Annotated in this window: 20 protein-coding genes; 1 reads left to right on the forward strand and 19 read right to left on the reverse strand. The window is 50.4% G+C overall.

The window, feature by feature from the left end:
* Positions 1–58 precede the first annotated feature (58 nt).
* The 3 genes from C2I18_RS11850 to C2I18_RS11860 all read right to left on the reverse strand — a co-directional run bounded on the left by C2I18_RS11850 (position 59) and on the right by C2I18_RS11860 (position 2,319).
* Positions 59–289, reverse strand: coding sequence for a cold-shock protein (locus tag C2I18_RS11850; protein WP_249901376.1), 231 nt, complete (start codon positions 287–289; stop codon positions 59–61).
* Positions 290–482: 193 nt separating this feature from the next.
* Positions 483–683, reverse strand: coding sequence for a cold-shock protein (locus C2I18_RS11855; protein ID WP_039878010.1), 201 nt, complete (start codon positions 681–683; stop codon positions 483–485).
* Positions 684–1,068: 385 nt separating this feature from the next.
* Positions 1,069–2,319 (reverse strand): S1C family serine protease, encoded by a 1,251-nt coding sequence (locus C2I18_RS11860; protein ID WP_249901377.1) that lies wholly within the window; start codon positions 2,317–2,319, stop codon positions 1,069–1,071.
* Positions 2,320–2,689: 370 nt separating this feature from the next.
* Here C2I18_RS11860 and C2I18_RS11865 point away from each other — a divergent pair, with 370 nt between their 5' ends.
* The gene (locus C2I18_RS11865) at positions 2,690–2,896 is read left to right on the forward strand and encodes a hypothetical protein (protein ID WP_249901378.1); all 207 of its coding nucleotides are present in this window, start codon (positions 2,690–2,692) and stop codon (positions 2,894–2,896) included.
* Here the strand turns inward: C2I18_RS11865 and C2I18_RS11870 are convergent.
* From C2I18_RS11870 to opp4A, 16 genes are all read right to left on the reverse strand, one after another.
* Positions 2,865–3,671, reverse strand: coding sequence for an MBL fold metallo-hydrolase (locus C2I18_RS11870; RefSeq protein ID WP_249901379.1), 807 nt, complete (start codon positions 3,669–3,671; stop codon positions 2,865–2,867). The two genes, C2I18_RS11865 and C2I18_RS11870, sit on opposite strands and share 32 nt — an antisense overlap.
* A gap of 18 nt (positions 3,672–3,689) precedes the next feature.
* Entirely contained in the window at positions 3,690–4,433 is a 744-nt protein-coding gene (yycI, locus tag C2I18_RS11875; protein ID WP_249901380.1) for a two-component system regulatory protein YycI, read from the reverse strand.
* 118 nt (positions 4,434–4,551) lie between these two features.
* Positions 4,552–5,829 (reverse strand): YycH family regulatory protein, encoded by a 1,278-nt coding sequence (locus C2I18_RS11880; RefSeq protein WP_249901381.1) that lies wholly within the window; start codon positions 5,827–5,829, stop codon positions 4,552–4,554.
* On the reverse strand, positions 5,826–7,658 hold the full coding sequence (walK, locus tag C2I18_RS11885; RefSeq protein ID WP_249901382.1) for a cell wall metabolism sensor histidine kinase WalK: 1,833 nt from the start codon (positions 7,656–7,658) through the stop codon (positions 5,826–5,828). The genes C2I18_RS11880 and walK overlap by 4 nt, the downstream gene beginning before the upstream one ends.
* Positions 7,658–8,389, reverse strand: coding sequence for a response regulator YycF (gene yycF, locus C2I18_RS11890; protein WP_275100978.1), 732 nt, complete (start codon positions 8,387–8,389; stop codon positions 7,658–7,660). Before yycF ends, walK begins: the two co-directional genes overlap by 1 nt.
* Positions 8,390–8,549: 160 nt before the next feature.
* Positions 8,550–10,100, reverse strand: a complete 1,551-nt coding sequence (locus tag C2I18_RS11895; protein WP_249901384.1) for a M23 family metallopeptidase — start codon at positions 10,098–10,100, stop codon at positions 8,550–8,552.
* Between the two features lie 310 nt (positions 10,101–10,410).
* Positions 10,411–11,046 carry a hypothetical protein gene (locus tag C2I18_RS11900; RefSeq protein ID WP_249901385.1) on the reverse strand — a complete coding sequence of 212 codons (636 nt, stop codon included), beginning with the start codon at positions 11,044–11,046 and terminating at the stop codon, positions 10,411–10,413.
* A 162-nt stretch (positions 11,047–11,208) separates the two neighbouring features.
* Positions 11,209–12,495 carry an adenylosuccinate synthase gene (locus tag C2I18_RS11905; protein ID WP_249901386.1) on the reverse strand — a complete coding sequence of 429 codons (1,287 nt, stop codon included), beginning with the start codon at positions 12,493–12,495 and terminating at the stop codon, positions 11,209–11,211.
* Between the two features lie 212 nt (positions 12,496–12,707).
* Positions 12,708–14,069, reverse strand: a complete 1,362-nt coding sequence (gene dnaB / locus C2I18_RS11910; RefSeq protein ID WP_249901387.1) for a replicative DNA helicase — start codon at positions 14,067–14,069, stop codon at positions 12,708–12,710.
* A gap of 1 nt (position 14,070) precedes the next feature.
* A complete protein-coding gene (gene rplI / locus C2I18_RS11915; RefSeq protein ID WP_249901388.1) occupies positions 14,071–14,517 on the reverse strand; it encodes a 50S ribosomal protein L9 in 447 nt (148 codons plus the stop codon).
* The gene (locus tag C2I18_RS11920; RefSeq protein WP_249901389.1) at positions 14,514–16,523 is read right to left on the reverse strand and encodes a DHH family phosphoesterase; all 2,010 of its coding nucleotides are present in this window, start codon (positions 16,521–16,523) and stop codon (positions 14,514–14,516) included. The genes rplI and C2I18_RS11920 overlap by 4 nt, the downstream gene beginning before the upstream one ends.
* An 11-nt stretch (positions 16,524–16,534) precedes the next feature.
* Positions 16,535–17,431, reverse strand: a complete 897-nt coding sequence (locus tag C2I18_RS11925; RefSeq protein ID WP_249901390.1) for a DUF2232 domain-containing protein — start codon at positions 17,429–17,431, stop codon at positions 16,535–16,537.
* A 27-nt stretch (positions 17,432–17,458) separates the two neighbouring features.
* On the reverse strand, positions 17,459–17,761 hold the full coding sequence (locus C2I18_RS11930; protein ID WP_249902094.1) for a MazG-like family protein: 303 nt from the start codon (positions 17,759–17,761) through the stop codon (positions 17,459–17,461).
* A gap of 205 nt (positions 17,762–17,966) precedes the next feature.
* A complete protein-coding gene (locus C2I18_RS11935) occupies positions 17,967–18,392 on the reverse strand; it encodes a CBS domain-containing protein (RefSeq protein WP_249901391.1) in 426 nt (141 codons plus the stop codon).
* Positions 18,393–18,579: 187 nt separating this feature from the next.
* A complete protein-coding gene (locus C2I18_RS11940) occupies positions 18,580–19,617 on the reverse strand; it encodes an LCP family protein (RefSeq protein ID WP_249901392.1) in 1,038 nt (345 codons plus the stop codon).
* A gap of 425 nt (positions 19,618–20,042) precedes the next feature.
* Positions 20,043–21,758 carry an oligopeptide ABC transporter substrate-binding protein gene (gene opp4A / locus C2I18_RS11945; protein WP_249901393.1) on the reverse strand — a complete coding sequence of 572 codons (1,716 nt, stop codon included), beginning with the start codon at positions 21,756–21,758 and terminating at the stop codon, positions 20,043–20,045.
* Positions 21,759–21,879 lie beyond the last annotated feature (121 nt).

Below are 21,879 nucleotides of genomic sequence, written 5' to 3' on the forward strand. Positions count from 1 at the left end.
AACCGTCTCGGATTTGTTCATCGTATTTATATAGCGTCTTGACTCATAAAGGCATTGGTCAGGTAATGGAAATACCCTTTTTCAGCGATTTAAGATCGCCGTTGGAATTGAGCAGTTGCGGCAGCATCTTCATGCTGCGGACCATTGGAGCATGACAGAGACGGCAAGAAGGTATAGTTTCAAAGGCAAAGTTATCCCTCATCCATCCGTTACATCCATCATTGGTACAGGCCCAAATTGCGGTATTTTCCTCCGGTACTTCCTCCATAGGCTTCTTCCGGTAGTTCATTGCCGTTCCTCCCTTCCTTTATGTCACCCAGATACATCTCCTGATACGTAAAAAAGCATCTGCCGATGCCCCTTCTAAGATGTGTCAAATCCTGTTGTACGGTTGCTCTTTCTGATCGGTCAGTATATTATACTGCTGATCTTATAAAAAAAGACCGTCCCAACTTTCACAAGCGGGACGGTATCTTCTATTATTACAGTTTTACAACGTTTTCGGCTTGTGGTCCACGGTTGCCTTGAACAACGTTGAATTCAACGCGTTGGCCTTCGTCCAAAGTTTTGAATCCTTCGCCAGTGATTGCGGAGAAGTGTACGAATACGTCGCTTCCGCCTTCAACTTCGATGAATCCGAATCCTTTTTCTGCGTTGAACCATTTAACTGTACCTGTTTGCATGTGTGTTACCTCCACAAATTTAAATTAATATGTTCTTTTTATCTTCAAACAAAGAAAAAATTCACACATTGAAAAAGGTTGTAATGCCATTGACAGCCCTTTTCAATACGAGAATTAGGTATCAAATGTATGATTACTAACATGTTACCACACCTGAATAACAAAGGCAAGCCAGACATCCGAAATTCTCCGGTTTTTCCGTTATTAGGTCATCTTCCCAATGTAAGGGTTATCAGGTCGTAATGGACAGGTGGTACTGACTTATACTTTATATATACCCTGTTCATTTCACGTTGAAACGGGCCGCTCCTAAAAATTTATAAGAGCGGCTGGACCGCTTCACTTCATTCTGCTGCTTCACTATTATATACCGCTGTTCCGGTTATTATTCTTCCGGCTTCTCAAGAAGTTTGACTGTAACCTGGTTCATCTCACCGTTACGGTAATACGTTATCTTTAGATCGTCTCCGATCTTGGTCTGGTCATACAAGTACTTGCGCAGCGACAGTGTAGAAGTAATCGGCTCATCATCGAACTTGATGATAACATCGTTGAGTTGCAGGCCTGCCTCTTCAGCCGGTCCCACCGCATCCAGCACGACTGCACCGTCCTGCACACTGCTTGGCAGCTTGAGCTCCTTGCGCTGATCCTCGGCCAGCGGCACGTACGGGTTATTAAGATCCACAGTGTACACGCCCAGATAGGAACGGGCAATTCTTCCGTTAGCTGCAAGCTCATCCGCAGTCTCCATCACATGGTTGGCCGGAATGGCAAAACCGAGTCCTTCAACGCCTGTATCAGAAATTTTCATAGTGTTAATGCCGATCACCTTGCCGTCCAGATCGACCAGCGCTCCGCCGCTGTTGCCCTCATTGATTGCAGCGTCAGTCTGAATGACCTCCTGCTCCCAGTCATAGACGCCGTCCTGGTTGAGGGATACCGGAATAGGCCGCTCTGTGAAGCTTACAATTCCGGAGGTCAGGGAATCGCCAAGCCCCAACGGATTGCCGATCGCAATGACAGTCTCGCCCAGGCGGACCTTGGAGGAATCGCCGATTTGGGCAACAGACGTAATTCCCTTGGCACTAATAGAGAGTACCGCAATATCGCTGACCTTATCGGCACCTACAAGCTCAGCCTTATGTGTCTGACCGTCGACGGTAACCACCTCTAGCTTGCCTGATCCTTCAATGACATGATTATTGGTAATAATGAAAGCTTTGCTGTCATCTTTTTTATAAATAACTCCCGATCCCAGTGCCGATTCATCGAGAATGTTAAGTTCCTCATTATCTTCTTTATGATTGATAATACTCACTACTGCAGGACGGGCTAGGGCCGCAGCCTGAATAATCCGGTCATACGGATCACCGCTGCTTACTGTTACCTTATCAATGACCGGGGTCTCCCGTGCCTGTTCCTGATTCAGCTGGCCTGTTACCAGACTGAACAGCAGCACCGCAACCACCGCACTGATCACTGAACTGATCACCGATACCTGCCATGTAGACAGGCCGCGCCGTGATCTGCGCACTGTCCATTTGCTGCGGCTGGTCAGAACCTTCGGCGGCTCCTGCTCCCTGCTGCTGCGCCGCGGTACTTTGGTTGAATAGAAATCATCATCAAACAATCCCACCGTTACATCCTCTCCCCTCTATTGCTGCTGCATTCAGACCTGAACGCCAAGCAACCACGCCCGAGCTTTCCTCTGTATCTCTTAGACTCCCGGAAGCTCTAAAAAGTTTCACTATATTCATTCACCACAAAATTAGGTCTTGTAAGCGCAAGGGGGCTTTGATTCTTGCAATATATGAATTAAGAATAAGCTTGTATCCGGAATATTTTGCAACTTAAAAGACTACAATAATAGAAGAGCCAATGTCTTACGCCTGAAGGCGGTTCTATATAATTGTATCACAGGCTGAGGCATCACCCGCATTTTTTCTGCCGGAATAGTGATGCGAATTTTTTACATCTCGGGCTTCGGCCGTACAGGAGGGCTTACCTTGGAATCTTTTTCGACAAGCATGGATCTCGTGCAGTTTATCAGCAAGCTTGGGGATCTGAAGGATGAACATTATCATCTGGTCCTTGTCCAAAGCGCAATGATTGAGCTGCTGATTGACAAAGGACTGATCTCACGCCAGGAGCTGGAGCACAAAATTGCTGAAGTCGACCAGCTTATGACTGGCTCACCTTATCCCATGGCGTAGGCCGGTCATAATAGGTGTCGCATAATTTGAATTCACTGTCCTTATAAAAGCAGCCCCGGTCCTCCATTGCCCCGCGTACAGACATTTTGGCCAGGTCCATCATGTTATGATCCCGGCTCAGATGGGCAAGATAGGTCCGCTTGGTCCGCCCGGTCAGAATTTCGCTGAGCGCCGCACCGGCAGCTTCATTGGAGAGATGGCCCATATCGCCGAGAATCCGCCGTTTGGTATTCCAGGGATAACGCCCCATTCTAAGCATCTCTATATCATGATTTGCCTCCAGGACCAGCACATCTGAACCCTCTATGGCCGTACGTACTTTATCGCTGACATAGCCCAGATCCGTCGCTACACACAGCTTCTCCTTACCGTCATAGAAATTATAGCCTACCGGCTCCGCGGCATCATGGGAAATCGCGAACGATTCTACACGCATACTGCCAAAATCCTTATGCTGACCGGTCTCGAGAATAATCCGGTTATGCTCCTCGATCGCTCCGATCCCTTTTTCAATCGCTCCCCAGGTGTTGAGGTTGGCATAGATCGGAAGATCGTATTTGCGCGCAAAAGCCCCGAGTCCCTTAATGTGATCAGAATGCTCATGCGTCACCAGAATGCCGTCAATATCTTTACCTGTCAGCTCCCGCATGGCCAGCAGCTCATCCATCCGCTTGGCACTGAAGCCGACATCGATCATTAGTGTTGTTTCCCCGTTACGGACTACCGTCGCGTTACCGGTAGAACCACTGGACAGTACTGTAAATGAAATCCCCATATTTCTCTCCTGCTCCTTCTACTCTGTTGTCTTGGGACTGATGATGTCCGCGCTGATGGCATCCACATAATAGGCGCTGCCGTCCTCAAGAATGAACCGCCACATCGGCGATGCCACCTGGCTCTCGGAATTGAACAATTCGCCGTAATAGCCGAGCTCAATTTCCTTGACCACCGAGTTCACCGGAAAATACTTCTCTATTAAACTGCTCAGCGCCTGCGACGCCGGCAGTACCTTCTGCACATCCTCTGTGCTGCCCATCGGTCCGATCTCTATCTGCGGCCAGCGGTAGGCTACAATTTTCTGGTCACTGTTGATCAGCTCCAGCTTTACCCTGAACAGAGACCATTTGTTATCCACAAGCGGATGCAGCACGGATTTGCCGGGCTCGCTCTCCTGCGCATCAAACCGGTAATTGGCAATATCCGGGATCTGTCCCGCCAGCGCATTGCTGAGATCGGTGAAGGAAGAATAGATCAGGCTGCTGTTGACCGGCTCCTTCAGCTCAACCGGGGGCTGGCTTTGCTCTTCTCCGGAATAGCGGTACGTAATATCAGGAAGCTGCGGTGTAGCAGCCGGAATGGGACACAGCACACGGATGTTCTTCTGATCCATGGCCGCCTGTGTCTCGGCAGACAGGGAAGTGAAGTCCAGGTTGGCGCTGGCCTGATCACGCAAATCTATCCACAGCTGATAACACAGCAGCAGATTCAGTGCCAGAAAGGCGTATATCAGCACATTTTTTGCTCTGCCCCAGTCCATACTGATCCTCCTAAAATGGAATTTTTGAACGTTTAGTAAGCAAACTATTGAACAAAGTGTATTCACAGCACCTTCTGAATTTGGTCATAAATACACAATACAGATTAATTTATATAGCCTAGTCCAGCGTAACCATACTGCCGTCACTAAACGTAACCCGCCATACCGGCTGCAGCAGCAGCTGTTCCTCTTTTACAACGGGAAGATAAGCAGGGGTCAGATCTTTAATCGGCAGATCCGGGCTCAGCCGGGCCAGCCTATTCTCCAGCTCTTCGCCGCCGGGCAGCTCGGCCAGCTGTTTGACTGCCTGATCCTCCTCGGTGTACATCAGGGAGCGTTCATAAAAAGACACTGTACCCTGCTGCAGCTCGAGATTAATTACACCATACTGCATCTGCGGCACGCTGATAATCGGATAGGAACCGTAATACTGCTGAAAAGAAACCTTGCGCTCCTGTCTGCCTTCCTCCGTTGCCGCCAGCCGGTAAGTTCCATTCCATCCCCCGTGCTGGTTGACGAAATCGACAGCTTCCAGCGCATCCTTCGCAGGTGTGCTGTCTCCGGCAGGAAGCGCGGCCGGATCGCTGTAGCTCATCCAGTTCTGCTCCTGGTCCACCTGCAGGCTCTTCTTGCTGTCCGTGTATATCTTTGAGCCATCCTTCTCCGGGATATAGCGGGTGCTTCCGGCATCGAAGAAGAGATTGCTCTGCATTTGTTCAATCGTGTACATCCCGGATGGCATCTCTACTTTGACCAGCGATACTTTGTCCTGCGGCAGATAATAATCGCCGTTCACTGCCGTGTAAGGACTCCAGTTCTTGCCGAAATCGACATGCTGCTGCACGTCCTGTACGGTCAAATCGGCCTTTGCCGCTTCATAGACAATGTCGCCCCGGGTACTGAAAAAGACGGCATGTGCTTTAGAGTCATTTTTGACATTGTAAATCCAGATTCGGTCTATACTCTCACCTTCAAACAGTGAATCCGGAGACAGCTGCATCACGCGCTGCAGCAGCGTTACCGGAATACCCGAGCCAAAGGACAGCTCAATGCCTGAATTCTCACTGCGGATCTTGTCCCAGTCAAAGTCCTGTACCGAGCGCCGCTGGAAGCTCTCAAAGCCGCGTCCCTTCAGCCGGTTCAGGATCAGATCATAGAAGGTAGTACCGGGATAAAACAGGGTGTGCCTGTCCTCACCCATATGAATGATCATTTTATCAGGATAGAGCAGATTTTCAACCTTTTCTTCCGGCCCCATATTATCTGTCTTTACGTACAGATTCTTTGACATTACAGCCGAGTCGCTGCCAGGCAGCCGGTAGATCAGGTAATAGCTCTCTATAAGACTTCCAAGAACCAGCAGGGCCAGAACCCATGATTTCACTCTTTCCTTCACAGCGCACTCCCCCTTTGCTCCTGCAAAGGCAGCGTAAATGTTACCAGAGAGCCCTCATTCAGCTCGGATTGAAGGGAAATAGACCCTCCGTGCGCCTTAACAATTTCCCGGGCAATGGAAAGTCCGAGTCCAGTTCCGCCCATATTGCGTGAACGTGCCTTATCCACCCTGTAAAAGCGTTCAAATATCCGCTCAATATCCTTTTTCGGAATCCCGATTCCGGAATCCCGTACAGAGACAGCCAGCATTCCGTCGTCGTTCTTCAGCGCCTCCAATTGGATCGTTCCGCCTTCCGGCGTATATTTCAGCGCATTGGAGACGAGATTGCCCAGCACCTGATCAATCTGATCACGGTCGAGCCAGGCTGCTGCCACCTCTTCATGCACTCTTGTGCTGATGTGAATCCGCTTCTGGCGGATCTGGAAGGAGAAACGGTCCGCAACATCCTCCAGCATCTCCGCTATATCCGTCTGCTGGATACGCAGGCTGGATTCTTTGGAATCCAGCCTCGAGAGATGCAGCAGATCAGTGACAAGACGGATCATCCGCTCCGTCTCATTGCGGATGACGCCCACAAACCTTGAAGCCAGCTGCGGATCATCGAGCGCCCCGTCGTCCAGCGCCTCCACATAGCTCTTGATCGTTGTCAGCGGAGTCCGCAGCTCATGCGAGACATTCGCAACGAACTCGCGCCGCGATTCCTCCAGATTCTCCTGTTCGGTAACATCCTGCAGTACAGCAATCGTTCCGGCGATTCCGCCGCCTTCACGCCGGTGGATCGGAGTGAAGGTCACCCGGACAATATTCGCGTCCTCTTCGCCCATTGGGGACAAATGCAGCATCGCTGACTGTGCGTTACCCTGGGCAAGTGAATCGGACTGCTCCCGGTCAAGGCCCAGCAGCTCATCAAACGGGGCACCTTCCGGCAGCGGACCTTCCGAGCGGAGCATATGGGCTGCACGGGTATTCATCAGAATAACGACACCGCTCTCGTCAGTAGCCACCACACCGTCACTCATATTGGCCAGAATGGACGCCAGCTTCTCCTTCTCCTCTTCATTCTGTGATAAGGCTTCGCGCAGCCTTCCGGTCATATAGTTAAACGCCTGGCTGAGCTGCCCGATCTCGTCATTGCCGAACACCGGCATTTTGCGGTTGAACCGGCCCTCGGCAACTGCAGTGGCATGCCGGGTCATTTCCTTGATGGGATGTGTGATCGTATGTGCAAGAATGACACACAGCACAGCGGTAAGAGCCAGAGCCAGCAGCAATCCGGTCAAAAACACGCTGTTAATCCGGCTCATCGTAGCATACAGATCCTTCATATCCGCCGCAATGTATATTGCACCTACCACCTTATCTCCGGAGAGCACCGGCTTGGCCACAACCTTCTTGCGTACATTGTCATCAGCAATAATGTATTCTTCATTATCGCTGATGCCCTGCAGGGCGCGGCTGACTACCGTCTGCGTGTTGCGCTGGCCCACATAGTCATTTTGGGAGGGAACAGAGGTTGTAATAATCTTGCCGCTTGCATCCAGCACCTGAATTTCAGCTCCGCTGATGTACAGGTTGTTCACCATGCCCCGCAGACTTTCCACTGCGGTCTCATCTCCGGCCGACCCTGCTTCGCTGCCCAGCTTGTCTGCAGTCAGGATCGAGAGCATTTCCGCCCGTGCCTTGAGATCCTTGGTGAAATTATCAGTCAGGGAATTCTTCATGGAGCTGACAAAATACACTCCGATCAGCTGCATGGCAATGAGGATCAGCAAAACATAAATAATGATCAGCTTGGCCTGAATCGTCCGGAAAAAGGACATTACCTTCATCACAGTCCCCCGCTTTTGGGGCTATGCATCAAATAACCGAGTCCGCGCCGGGTAAAGATATATTCCGGTTTGCTGGGGTTCTCCTCAATTTTTTCTCTCAGGCGGCGGATCGTTACATCAACGGTCCGCACATCACCAAAATATTCGAATCCCCATACGGCCTGCAGCAGATGCTCCCGGGTCATTACTTTGCCGGCATGACGGATCATATAATAGAGCAGCTCATATTCACGGTGCGTCAGATCAAGCGGCTCGCCGTCCTTATAGACCATGTACATATCGGTATCGACAAACAGTCCGAAATGATGAACCCCCTGTTTGCTCTCTGTCCGTTCACTGAGGATATCCGGCGGTGACGGCTTATGCTGGCGGCGCATCTGCGCCTTCACTCTGGCCAGCAGCTCCCGTGTACTGAAAGGCTTGGTAACATAATCATCCGCCCCCAGCTCCAGCCCCAGCACCTTGTCAATCTCCCCGTCTTTGGCTGTGAGCATAATGATCGGAAGATCCAGATGGGCAGAGCGCACCTCACGGCAGACGTCCATACCATCCTTGCCCGGAAGCATGAGATCCAGCAGCATCAGATCGGGCCGTAAGGATAAAGCCAGCTCGACAGCACTATGCCCGTCAAAGGCGCAGATTACTTCATATCCTTCTTTTTCTAAATTGAATTTCAATATATCAGCAATAGGCTGTTCATCATCTACTACCAGAATCGTCCCCATCTGCATATGCTCAGCTTCACCTTTCTAAGCGTACTTATCATTGATTCCTTTATTTTAACATACCTGTGACCCGGTGCCACATCCGTCGGAACCATATCAATATATTTCTAACTTCAATATATAAAGCCGCCCGGAAATCTCCGGACGGCTGTGCTTATAAGAGGAATTATTTCAGATATTTAAGCGGATTGACTGCTGTTCCGTTCTTGCGGATTTCAAAATGCAGATGAGTGCCTGTGGAACGTCCGGTGTTGCCCATGATTCCGATCTTCCCGCCCTGTGAGAGGCGCTGTCCGACAGATACGGAGATACTTCTTAAATGTCCGTAGTATGTTACATATCCATTCTTGTGGTCGACGATGACTACATTGCCGTAGCCGCTCTGTACACCGGCAAAGGTGACGACTCCGGCGTCAGCGGCTTTGATCGTCCGGTTGCCGGATACAAGATCGATGCCTTTGTGGGCACGCCCCCACCGCTCGCCAAAGCTGCTGGAAAGGGTGGCTCCTGATACCGGCCAGGCGAACATCCCTGTTCCCTCACCGACAACCTTGGTTCCACTGTAGACTACCTCAGGCAGCGAAGCCTTCAGTACAGTCTGTCCGAGCCATTCTTCCTTCACAACGAGGCCGTTTTCCTTCGTGACCCGATACTCCATTTCCTTCAATCCGGTCTGTCCGGGGCGTACCACCTTACGTTTGCCCGCGGCCAGCTGATCGCTTTTACGTACGATGACTTCCGGCTCTGTAACCAGCTGCTCTGTAACTTGCTCAACAGTAACTACCGTAAGATCAGGCTGCGGTACAGTCAGCTGAAGCTCATCTCCGATCTGCAGGGTCAATTCCTTGACTTCCGGATTGTTGCTGAAAATCTCCGCCTGCGTAATCTCAAAGCGCTTGGCAATGCCGGATACGGTATCGCCTTCCTGTACGACATAGACCAGCGGCTCCGCTTCACCTTCAGTCAATACTTTGACCGCTTCCTCTACAGTAAGCACCTTATTAGGGTCTGCCTTGACCGGTACTACTGTAACCTCTTCCTGAATCTCGGCCGATTCAATCTTATCCGGACCTGCAGAAGCTGCTGCAGCCGAGGTTGTTGCCGCTGTTCTCTTCAGCTGTGCTCCCTGTGAGGCCTCTACCTGAGGCGCATAATGTTTCTTCACACCTTCGAGTACCGCATTGGCTGTAGCCTGGTCTTTGACAATCCCCAGAGCCTTTCCGTCCACAGTGAGCTGGACACCCACCGCATAGGCCTTAAGCATGCCGTCCAGCTTGTCCAGTGTAGCCTCGGTATCCACCTCCGGCTTATAGGCCCGCTCCGGTTCTGTTGTTATACCGTCCGTCTGCAGGACCATTTCCGAATCCGGATATTTAAGCTGATATTCCTTGCGCTTCTCTTCAAACAGCCGTCCCAGCTCAGCCTCCTGGCTGATTCTGCCGATCTCTTCACCCTTTACGAGCACCTTGTAGTAGGTTACCGTATTAGCGGCTACATACTTCTTCTCCGCTCCGATGATAAAGGCAGTCAGCAGTACCAGACCCGCGGAAGCCAATAACCAGGAGCGCCGGATTCTCCGGGGCTTGGTTTCCTGATAAAAGACATTCGTATCTCCCGGGCCATTACTGCCCTTTTGACCTTTTGCACCGGCTTCTGCGGGTGTGGCTTCACTGCTCCGCAGCTTCCCCATCCGGCGCATGAATTTAAATCCCTTCATGAAACTCTCCCTTTCAGTCAGCCCTTACACTTTCGCTTAAGCAGCGTTCAAGCCAGTTGTTCGACCCCTTTTATATACAGTGCTGCATCTATTTGTACGTTTGCATGAGTATGAATAATCCTGCTGTAGAGGACTAAAAATCTCCATTAAAAGGTTACAAAAAATTAACCGCTTTTAGTCCTTTTTTACTGTACCATAGGCTGCAGAAAAATTTCAACTTTGTCCACAGCACAAAACCCGCGTTTTTCGCGGGTTTTGTTAGTATTTATGCACTTTAAACAGCCCTTCCGTGTCCAAAAAGTGACATTTTTTAATTAGGCAGTTCTTGCGCAAAATTTGGTGTAAGCATTTTCATCAATGTATTATATTCCTCGTCACTTACATATTTAGCAATGACCTGCTGAAGCTCCAGCACTTCATTCTCGGTCAGCCCGTCTTCCATGGCAGTGGAGATTTTTTGCATTTCCTCCTGAGGAAGCTTGGTCATCAGAATATTGAAAATATTGGCTTTCTCGTCGGTGGGCAGACTGTTCTTCAAATCACTCATATCACCGGGTGTCATTACCAGCTGCTGTTCCTGCCCACCGCTGCTTTGCTCCTCCGCAGCATCGGCCTGCCCCATGACCGCCAGAGCATCTTCAGGCACTTTTTCCTCTACGGGTGCTCCGGTATTTTCGTCCTCTTCCTCTGTGTCCGTGACAGCCGTCGGAGCAGCCTTCTGATCCTCTCCAGAAGCCGCAGTATCCTCCTTCACCTTCGTTGCCGTTCCTGTCAGGCTTTTCATGAATCCGCCGATTCCCGGTCCTGGCGTATCCAGCTTAATATCAAAGCTTGCCAGCACCGAATGAATGTAAGTATTGACCACATATGCCGTAGTCAATATGGACAGTCCGCTCGCAAGCACGGCAACCAGACATACGCCCAGCAGATACTTTGCTATCTTCATCTTTACATTTCTCCCCTCGCATTTGTTCACAGTCCATTTTCCTGAAGAATCAGTGCGCTCTTCCTATCCTTCCAGTATTGACTGGAACATGCTTGGGGAAACCTTCATCTGCAAAAATCAAAACAAAAAGGGACCCCGCAGGGCCCCTTCAAAAGCTGTAACTTAAATATAGATAGGCAGTACTTGATTCGTCTGCTCGCGGTTACGGCCGACAGAGAAGATGGCAATCGGAATGCCTGTCAGCTCGGATACGCGCTCAACATATCTGCGTGTGTTCTCAGGCAGATCTTCAAGCGTCTTCGCGCCTGTAATATCCTCACTCCAGCCTGGAAGCTCCTCATACACCGCTTCACATTCGGCCAGCATCTTAAGGCTTGCCGGATAGTGGGTAATGACTTCACCGCGGTATTTGTAGCCTGTGCAGATCTTAACTGTTTCCAGGCCGCTAAGCACATCCAGTGAGTTAAGGGAGAGACCGGTAATTCCGCTGACCCGGCGGGCATGGCGTACAACGACACTGTCAAACCAGCCTACACGGCGTGCGCGGCCGGTTACCGTACCGTACTCATGACCAGTCTCACGGATATAATCACCTGTTGCATCGTTAAGCTCTGTAGGGAAAGGACCATCGCCGACACGGGTGGTGTAAGCTTTGGCTACGCCGATAACCTGCTGAATCTTGGACGGGCCGACACCGGAACCGATGCAGACACCCCCGGCCGAAGGATTCGAAGAGGTTACATACGGATAAGTCCCCTGGTCGATATCGAGCATAACACCCTGTGCGCCTTCGAACAGCACTTTGGAATCCGCATCAATAGCATTGTTCAGAATAACAGAAGTATCTGTAACGTAAGGACGGAGCACTTCGGCGTATTCCAGATATTTTACCAGGATCTCTTCTACATCCAGCGCTTCCGCTCCGTATACCTGTGTAATGACCTGATTCTTCTCCTGCACCAGATGGCGGAGTCTCAGTTCAAATTCTTCAGCGTCCATCAGGTCGGCAATCCGGATTCCGTTGCGTGCAGCCTTATCCATGTAAGCCGGACCGATCCCTTTGCGTGTGGTACCAATCTTGTTCGGGCCTTTACGGTCTTCTTCCAGGGCATCCAGGACCATATGGTACGGCATAATGACGTGAGCGCGGTCGCTGATTACCAGGTTTTTGGTATCAAAGCCATTCTCATGAATATAATTAATTTCTTGAATCAGGGCATCCGGGTTAATAACCATTCCGTTACCGATAACACAAGTTTTCTCTTTATAAAATACACCAGATGGAATCAAGCTCAGCTTGAACTTCTTTCCGTCAATCAGAATCGTGTGACCGGCATTGTTACCCCCTTGATACCGGGCGACCACATCTGCGCTTTCTGCCAGAAAGTCCGTGATCTTCCCTTTGCCTTCGTCTCCCCACTGTGTTCCCACGACGACTACCGTTGACATGTTCATTCCTCCGTAGGTGCTAGCAAGCACCATTATTTTTCATAATATGGGCTCTGTACGATGTTCCTATGTACCCAGCCCTCCGGACACCAAAGCGGTTTAACCCGCTAAAGCACAATAACCAGTGTAACAGCGGTACTTTTTAAAGTCAAATAAAAACGAACGATTACACAATGAAATGTGCAATCGTTCGGGTATTATACAATATTGATTTATCCGGCAAAAGGTTCGGCGTGTGCCCGCTCGTAGTTAACGAACTTGTTAAAGTTTTTGAGGAACACGAGCTCCACGGTGCCAACCGGACCGTTACGCTGTTTGGCAATAATAATTTCGATGATATTCTTCTTCTCTGTATCCTGGTTATAGTAATCATCACGGTACAGAAACGCAACGATGTCGGCATCCTGCTCGATTGATCCAGATTCACGAAGGTCACTCATCATTGGGCGTTTATCCTGCCGCTGCTCTACACCGCGGCTAAGCTGGGACAGGGCAATGACCGGCACATCGAGCTCACGGGCAATCTGCTTCAGCGTACGGGAGATATCCGAGACCTCCTGCTGGCGGTTCTCACCAGGCTTGCCCCGTCCCTGAATCAGCTGCAGATAGTCAATGACAATCATGCCAAGGCCCTTTTCCTTCTTCAGCCTGCGGCATTTCGCACGGATATCGGTAACTGTAATCCCCGGAGTATCATCAATATAGATTTCCGACTCGGATAAGGCCTGGATGCCCATCGTCAGCTTGGACCAGTCATCATCTTCCTTGATCTGGCCAGTACGCATAATATTAGCATCCAGATTAGCCTCGGCGCAGATCATACGCTGTACCAGCTGCGCCGCTGACATTTCCAGACTGAAAATCGCTACGGTCTCTCTGGCGCGGACCGCCACATTCTGGGCGATATTCAGCGCGAACGCCGTCTTGCCGACAGAAGGGCGGGCGGCCACAATGATCAGGTCATTGCGTTGAAATCCGTTGGTCATATGATCGAGGTCAACGAAGCCGGTCGGAATCCCCGAGGTGTTCCCTTTATTCTGATGGAGCATCTCCACACGGTCAAATACTTCCATTACGACATCACGGATTGCAATAAAGCCGCTGCCGCTGCGCCGGTTGGAGATTTCCAGGATCCGCCGCTCGGCATCGCTCAGCATGATCCCTACATCCTCACCGCCGGTATAGCCTTCGCTGGCTATCTGCGTTGCTGTACGGATGAGCCGCCGCAGCATTGCCTTTTCTTCAATGATCTGGGCGTAGTAATCCACATTGGCTGCGGTCGGTACTGCATGTGCCAGCTTAGCCAAATAGCTGACACCGCCGATATCCTCAAGCTCTCCCTTATCCTGCAGCCGGGAGGTCAGTGTAATCAGGTCAATCGGCTGGCTCTCTTCTCCAAGCTGCACCATCGCCTCAAAGATCATCTGATGCGGTTTGTCGTAGAAGTCTTCGGTATTCACCCGCTCCATCGCGGTAATCAGCGCTTCATCGTGAATCAGAATAGCACCCAGAACGGCCTGCTCGGCCTCCAGGTTCTGCGGGGGGATCCGATCGAAAAAGAGATCTCCGCCCATTTTACTCCTCCGTTACCTGAACCGTGAACCGGGCCTTTACTTCGGTATGCAGCTTAACGCCAACCTGGAAGGTGCCTACATGACGGATTGGATCATTCAGTTCAATTTTGCGCTTGTCGATCGTAATGCCCTGGGAGGAAGCCAGGAATTCAGCGATTTGTTTGCTCGTAATGGCACCGAACAGCCGGCCGCCTTCACCAGCTTTGGCTTTCATCGTCAGCGTCAGCTCGTCCAGCTTCTTGCCCAGCAGCTGTGCTTCTTCCTTCTCCTGATCCTTGCGGCGCTGTTCTGCAGCATTCTGGTTCTCCAGCGTCTTCACATTGCCTTCTGTAGCCGGACGGACCAATCCGCGCGGGAGCAGGAAATTCGTTGCATAGCCCTCGGATACCTCTTTAACCTGGCCTTTCTTGCCTTGACCTTTAACATCTTTTATGAAAATGACCTTCATTCGAATAGCCCCTCTTTCGCTTCAATTTCAGCCAGCACTTCCAGCAGTCTGGCCTCTGCTTCCTTGCATGTTCCTTCCAGCTGGACAGCCGCATTGGATAAATGCCCGCCGCCGCCCAGCTTTTCCATAACCACCTGTACATTCATCCGTCCCAGTGAACGGGCACTGATGCCGATCAGGCCGTCAGGCCGCTCGCTGATCACGAAGGAAGCTACAACATTGGTCATTCCCAGCAGCGTATCCGCCGTCTGGGCAATCAGGAGCTGCGGAATTTTCATCCCCGGTGATGTTACAACAAGCGCTATATGGTCGTACACCATCCGCGCATGTTTGATGATTTCCGCCTTGGAGATATACTCCTGCAGATCCTCCTTCAGCATCCGCTGAATCAGAATGGTGTCTGCCCCGATCCGGCGCAGGAATCCGGCTGCTTCGAATGTCCGCGATCCTGTATGCAGCGCAAAATGCTTAGTATCGACCGTTATTCCGGCGAGCAGCATCGTTGCCTCCAGCGGGCTGAGCTTGATCTTGTCATGGATGTACTGCAGCAGCTCGGTCACCAGCTCGCAGGTGGATGAAGCGTAAGGCTCAAGGTATACCAGCACGGCATCGTTAATGAATTCTTCGCCCCGGCGGTGGTGGTCAACAACCACAATCCGGCTGGCATACTGCACGAGACGCGGCTCCATCGTCATTGATGCTTTATGTGTATCCACTACGATCAGCAGTGTATGCTCAGTCATGACCTGCAGCGCCTGCTCTGTAGTTATGAATGTTTTATACAGCTCTTCATCACGTTTGATCTGCTCCATCATTCTTGTAATGGACGGATTCGGCCCTTCCATGACAATACTTGCTTCGACATTATACATTTGTGCGGCCTTTAAAAGACCAATAGCAGCACCGACAGCGTCGATATCCGGTGTCCGGTGGCCCATTATCAGCACTCTGTCGCTCTCCTGCATAAGATCGCGCAGCGCATGGGCGATGACCCGGGCGCGTACTCTCGTCCGTTTCTCGGCAGCATTGCTCTTGCCGCCATAGAAGGACAGCCGCTGCCCCGACTTCACTGCAGCCTGGTCCCCGCCGCGGCCCAGGGCCATGTCCAGGCTGGATTGCGCAAGCGCGCCCAGTTCACTGGCGGATTCCGATCCGTAAGCAAGCCCGATGCTAAGCGTCATCGGCACCTTCAGATCAGCGGTCATTTCCCGCACCTCGTCAAGAATGACGAACCGGCTCTCCTCCAGCGCCTGCAGACTGCGGTGATTCAGCAGCATCAGATAACGTTCCGAGGATAGTCTCCGCAGATAGACATCGAACTGCCTGCTCCATTCCGTAATTTCACTGGTGACCTTGGCAATCAGCGATGTGCGCTGCTGATCATCCATGCCCTGGGCAGCTTCATCCAGATTGTCCATCATCACAATGCCGATCGCCAGCTTCTCTTCCTCGTAACGTTCACGGAGTACGACAAGTTCAGTGATATCATCGAGGTAGAGCAGCCGCTCGCTTGGAATGGCTACCACCTGATAATACCGATCATCGACAACCACTTCATGCCTGATATCCTTAAGTGCATGATGGTCTTTGGCAGCCTCCCGTTTGGCCGGGGCGCCTGCGGTCAAAGAAGGCATAATATCCGGCAGCAGGTCCTGAAGCGATTCGCCCACCAGGGATTTGCGGGAAAAAATATCCCCGGCATTGCGGTTATTCCATTCTATTTTACGGTCTTCGCTGTACAGGATAATGCCAAGCGGAAGCATGCTGACCGCTTCGCCTTCCACCCGTTTGATCCGGAAGGACAGCCCGTTGATATATTCCACCAGATTCCGGCGGAATGAAATCTCCGCCTTCAGCATGGAGAAGCACAAGGTGCCGGCCAGGAATAAACTGGTGACGCCCAGAACCCAGTTATAGATACTGACCACTATAATAAGGACCAGCAGCAGCATAAACGCCCATACGGTATGATAGCCGTGCCAGCGTCTTTGCAGAAATTTAGGCATGAGCTCTCATCCTATCGTTTCGATTTCGTCACAAGCTCCCGCAGCGGGAACGCCATGTCAATAATACCGATAATCCACAAGCCCGGCAGCATAAGAACCGGCACCGTGAGTAGTATTGCCACAATCTTGCTCCATTTGCGCTCATATACGAGGAAGAACAGGAATCCGATGGTCTGGATCATGAATCCAATGCGCAGAAGCGGCAGCAGATTGGCGGAGATCATTAACATAAAGCTGCTGTCCGAAGCGCCGAACAGCATATTGATTACGACACCGAGCAGATAATACCAGATGAAGGATCTTGAAAGTCTCCATTCCCGTGCAGGCTTTAGTCGGGGCACTGCATAGTCCATGCTGTTCAGAATGGGACGAACAATCGAATGGGTGATAACTGCCATCATAAAGGAACTCACAATCAATGTCATTGGAATAATCTGAATGGTCATGTAGCTCAGCGTGTTCACATCTTCTGATGTGAAATTCAGATCTGCCATCAGCGGATTGACGGTACCCAGATCCGAGAGCGGCGAAGTGACCATCTGCAGCATATCATTCACATAGGTGGAGAGGTCAAAATTGAACAATGCTGTCCCGAGCAGCAGCAGCAGCAAAAACTCGCCTAAAATGGTAACCATGCCTGCGAGGATCGTCGACATGGCCGAAGCCCTTTTCCTGTACCAGCGTCCCATAACAAGGGCCGGGATCAGGAAATAGACCGCTAACAAAATATAAACAGGCGTGATCAAACCGACGATGACTAGTACCGGCACAAGATGCATGATGAACTGCCGGGTACTCAGGGTAGTAAACAGCACTACGGCCGGAATAATTAAAAATAGAGTTGTAATAATGAGCAGCGGGGTTGATAAGGATAGCAGCAGCAGCAGGTAAGCAACGCTCCATGCCACAGATGTCCAGCGAAATTTCAACAGTATTCACCTCTTACGCATATGGTCTTCTAACGCAGATATGTCCTGGTACCACTCTTCGAGCTGATGGCCTTCTTGTCTGTGCTTTCTCAGCTTCTCTGTTAACAGATCATCCAGCTCACGGTAGGGGATTCCCAATCTGCGCCCCAGAATATATGAGCTCATAATCAGGCTGGCCAGACTGTCGCCCACACGGGCGGTGCTGCCTTCCCATAATGCCTTGAATAACCGCGAGATTTGATCAATCACTTCGGTCTTTAACCACTCAATTACCTTGGCGCGTTTGGCTACATCCAGATCCCTCGGCACATTGGGCACGTTTCTCTACCTCCGGCAAAAAGCATTATTCTCCATTATAGCATAAATATTTCCCAGCTACACGGGACGCCCGCGCTTCTGGAGAGGGGCGGTTATCCGGGTAAAATAAGTGACCTATTTCCAAAAAAGGCCCGCATTCCGAGAGTTGCCGGAAGTACAGGCCTTAAAGCATTCTGCTTGTGCCGCAATCAGTAAGTTATAACGATTCCTGTGACTGGCGTGAGACAACCTTTTCACAATATTCAATAATCTGGCTCCGCCGGACAATGCCGATGAACCGGTTCATATCATCGACCACCGGCACAAAATTCTGTACCTTGGCCAGGTTGATAAGGTCCTCCATGTCGGCGTCAATCGATACCGGCAGATTATTCATCCGCAGAGGCACATCCTTAAGCAGAAATTTGGAAGCATTCTCAAAAGTAACCGTTCCGCCCGAATCCTTCATGTACCAGAGCAGGTCACCTTCCGTTACAGTTCCTGCATACTCCCCGTTCCGTCCAAGAATCGGCACAGCAGTATAGCGGTGAAACTCCATCCGCTCCAGGGTCTGGCGCAGCGTCGAATCCAGCGTGACGCAGGCCACTTCCTGTTTCGGAAGCAAAAAAAACGCAATATTCATCTCTTGATCCTCCTCAAAGAGTTCCGAAGGAATTGTCTTGTCTCTTTCCCTTGGCATAGGGCCACTGTAGTCATACGCTTCAGTCAGCAATTAGTTCCACTCTATTATACCATGAAGACAGTAAGCAGCAGCCACTAACGTTGCAAATGGCTGCTGCTTTTGTGGATATTGTATAAATAAAGACGGTTTACTGTGCTTGTGCTGTAGCTTTGGGCTCCAGTGCATTTTCGGCTTTACCCGGTTCAATCAGCTGGCTTGCCGGCGTGCTGGCTTTCATCCAGTTGTCAATCATGGCCTGGGCTTCGCTAAGGTCCTCTTCATCAATGACATCATAATACACACCATCAATGCGCTTGCCTTCCCCCATGACAGTGAAGCTGGAAATATCCATGTCTTTGCCGCCCATGAATTTCTTGGCGAGATCGATAATCATGGAAGGCTCCATATCTGTCTTGAAGTTTTCGCCCATAATGTCCAGCAGCTCGGGAATTTTGCCGATTTGGCTGATCGATAACATTTTATTCGCAACAACATCAATAAATACCTGCTGGCGTTTGGTCCGGTTAAAGTCACTGTCCTCCCGGTAACGGGTATAATTGAGCGCCTCTTCACCGCTGTAATTGGATTTGCCGCCCTCAATCGTGAACTTCTCATGGTCCTTGCCCTTATTGACGATGGTCTTCTTGATCGGCAGCGGAACACCGCCAATGGCATCCACCGCGTCCTTCAGCCCCTGAAAATTAATGGTCGCATAATATTGGATATCATGGCCCAGCAGCGCCTCCATCGTATCTTTGGCCATTTGCTGGCCTCCGAACGCATAGGCATGGGTGATTTTATCCTTCTTGTTATCCTTATACCCGATAATCTCGGTGTACGTATCGCGGGGGATGGATATCAGCAGCAGTTTGTAATCCTCAGGACGGACAACAGCATAGATCATCGTATCCGAACGTGCGGTTTCATTGCCGCGCTGGTCCGTACCCAGCAGCATTAAGGAGAACGGATCACTTTTGTATACGACAGGCTCCGGCTTAACGGTATTATCTTCTCTAACCAGAGGCTGATACGATTCCTCGGCCAGCTTACTCTCGACCTGATCCGACAGAAACAGATCAAAGGCCAAAACCGCCAGCGGCTTCTGGAATATAAACCCTCCGGCCAAAATAACCACTAAGGCTATAAGGGCTATATACCTTTTTTTCATTTTTTTCTTCTTTTTCATAAATAAATTCCTTCTTTATGGTGGAATATACAGACGAATGTCTGATCTATTTATAATGCTTGCCTGTGTCATACCAAGCAGTCATGACTGAACTTCTCTCGGCTGTTATGCTCTACCCCATCCGGTCTTAGTGTTCCCCCTTTCAGGATTAAGGGTCATTCTAAAAATTAATAAACCTGGGAATTTCCTTTGACACACAAACAATATTTCTATTGTAATCACTTGGCGTGCAAAAAGAAACAACAAATAACGACAGCTTCCGGACAGCGGCGGCTTCTATTCTATAATGTATATGACGAACAAAACTTCATTTTGATGCCTGTTTTACAAAAAAATTATAGCTGTACCCGGACAGAACCCCTTTAAAAACGAAAAACTGCAAGAGCTTTCATCCCGGGGGATGCCGCTCCTGCAGTCTTCTTCATCTAATTGACTTCCTTAATCCACCACTTATGAGGGCTCACAATATTTGTGATGGAATTGACCGTGACACCCTGCAGACGCTCGCTGACAGCCGTAATGGTTGAACGCTCGGCAATAAAAATCATCGGAACCTCTTCGTTCACCAGCTTTTGCCACTCGTAGTACACCTGCTTGCGGTGCTCGAAATCATAAGATTTGTTGCTTACACCTTCACGGATCAGCTCTTCACTGCGCTCTGAGGACCAGCGGGAATAATTCCACAGATCGGTAGAGCGCCACAGGCCCGAAGGATCTGGATCACTTGCCAGTCCCCACACGCCATTAAACAGCTCAACCGTGGGATCGTCATTTTCCACTGCTTCATAGAACGTGTTCAGTTCCTTTAGTGCCCCGCCGTTAAGCCGCACATCCAGACCTACAGCCCGCCAGTTCCGGATAATGGCCTCCGTCCGCTGTTCGGCCGTCGTACTGCCGCTCATCGCATCATAGTTGATGACCAGCTTTTGCCCCTCCGGATTCTCCCGGAGGCCATCGCCGTCTGTATCCGCGTATCCGGCTTCATCAAGCAGCGCCTTAGCCTTGTCCGGACTGTAAGGATAGGTATTGATCTCGGAGTCATCGATATTGGCCCAGCTGGAGCTTGGAATCGGCGTTTCAGTCAGGGTTCCAAGCCCGTAGGAAAACTGGTCAAGAATGCCCTGCCGGTCCAGTGCATAATACATCGCCTGCCTTAACTGCTTATCCGCAAATTTGGGATTATCCATAACATTCTGCTGTGCTTCTTCATCCCAGTGCCCGAATTTGAAGCCGATATATTCATAAGACAGCTCGGGTGACTGCATAACCGTTACATGGTCAAGCTCCTTCAGCGCTGCATAAGCATCACGGGGCGCAGTAGCGATATCAATGGCCTGTTCTGCAAAAAGCCCGGTAAATTCCTTGTCATCAATAACTTTATAGACTACACCGTCCAAAAGCGCCTTCCCGCGGTAGTAATCGTCGAACCGTTTCATTTCCACCAGCTGTCCCGGCTGGATCGCCGTAATCTCAAACGGGCCGATACCAATCGGCCGCTTGCGCACCTGGTCGCTGTCCGCCATATCTTTTACGGCAATGCCACTATAATACTTCTTGTTCATTGGATAAGGCCAGAGATTGTCAATGGTGTTCACCCGTGCCGCATTTACCGTTATCCTTATAGTGTAAGGATCTATAACCTTAATACCGGAAATCTCCTCTGCCTGTCCGTTATGATACTCTTCCGCTCCCTTAATCATCTCTACACTGTAGTAGCGTGAACCTGTATAGTCTGGGCTGGCAATCGTTTCGAGCGCAAATTTCCAGTCCTCCACCGTCAGCTCGTCCCCGTTATGCCAGCGTACTCCCGGACGGATTCTGAACGTGAACACCGTATGGTCTTCTGATTCCTGCCAGGTGGCAATATTCGGGACGGTGGTCAGATCCTCTTTTACAGTGAACATGCCTTCTGTTATGAAATCGAGTACGTTGGAATCATCTTCTCCCTCAAAAAAGGCCGGCTCAAACAAGCCCTGAAACGGTGAAGTATACGCATAGGTAACTGTACCGCCCGCTACGGCTTCGTCCGCCTTTTTGGCAAATCGCATTGCATATGGATCACTGCCGGGACCTGAGGAACCGCATGCTGACAGCACTAGCGCCATGACCATAAGCAATCCGCCAAGTTTTCGTCTAACCATGTATTCTTTCCTTTCTCAAGTCAGCCAGTAAAGAGACTTCCACAGAAGCCGGCTAATTCTTAATCAGTCAATTGTAAGCGCTCTCTAATATTGATTTTACTAAATTGTTCCTCTAAAAAGT

This window comes from Paenibacillus sp. PK3_47, assembly GCF_023520895.1.
Taxonomy (GTDB): domain Bacteria; phylum Bacillota; class Bacilli; order Paenibacillales; family Paenibacillaceae; genus Paenibacillus_AQ.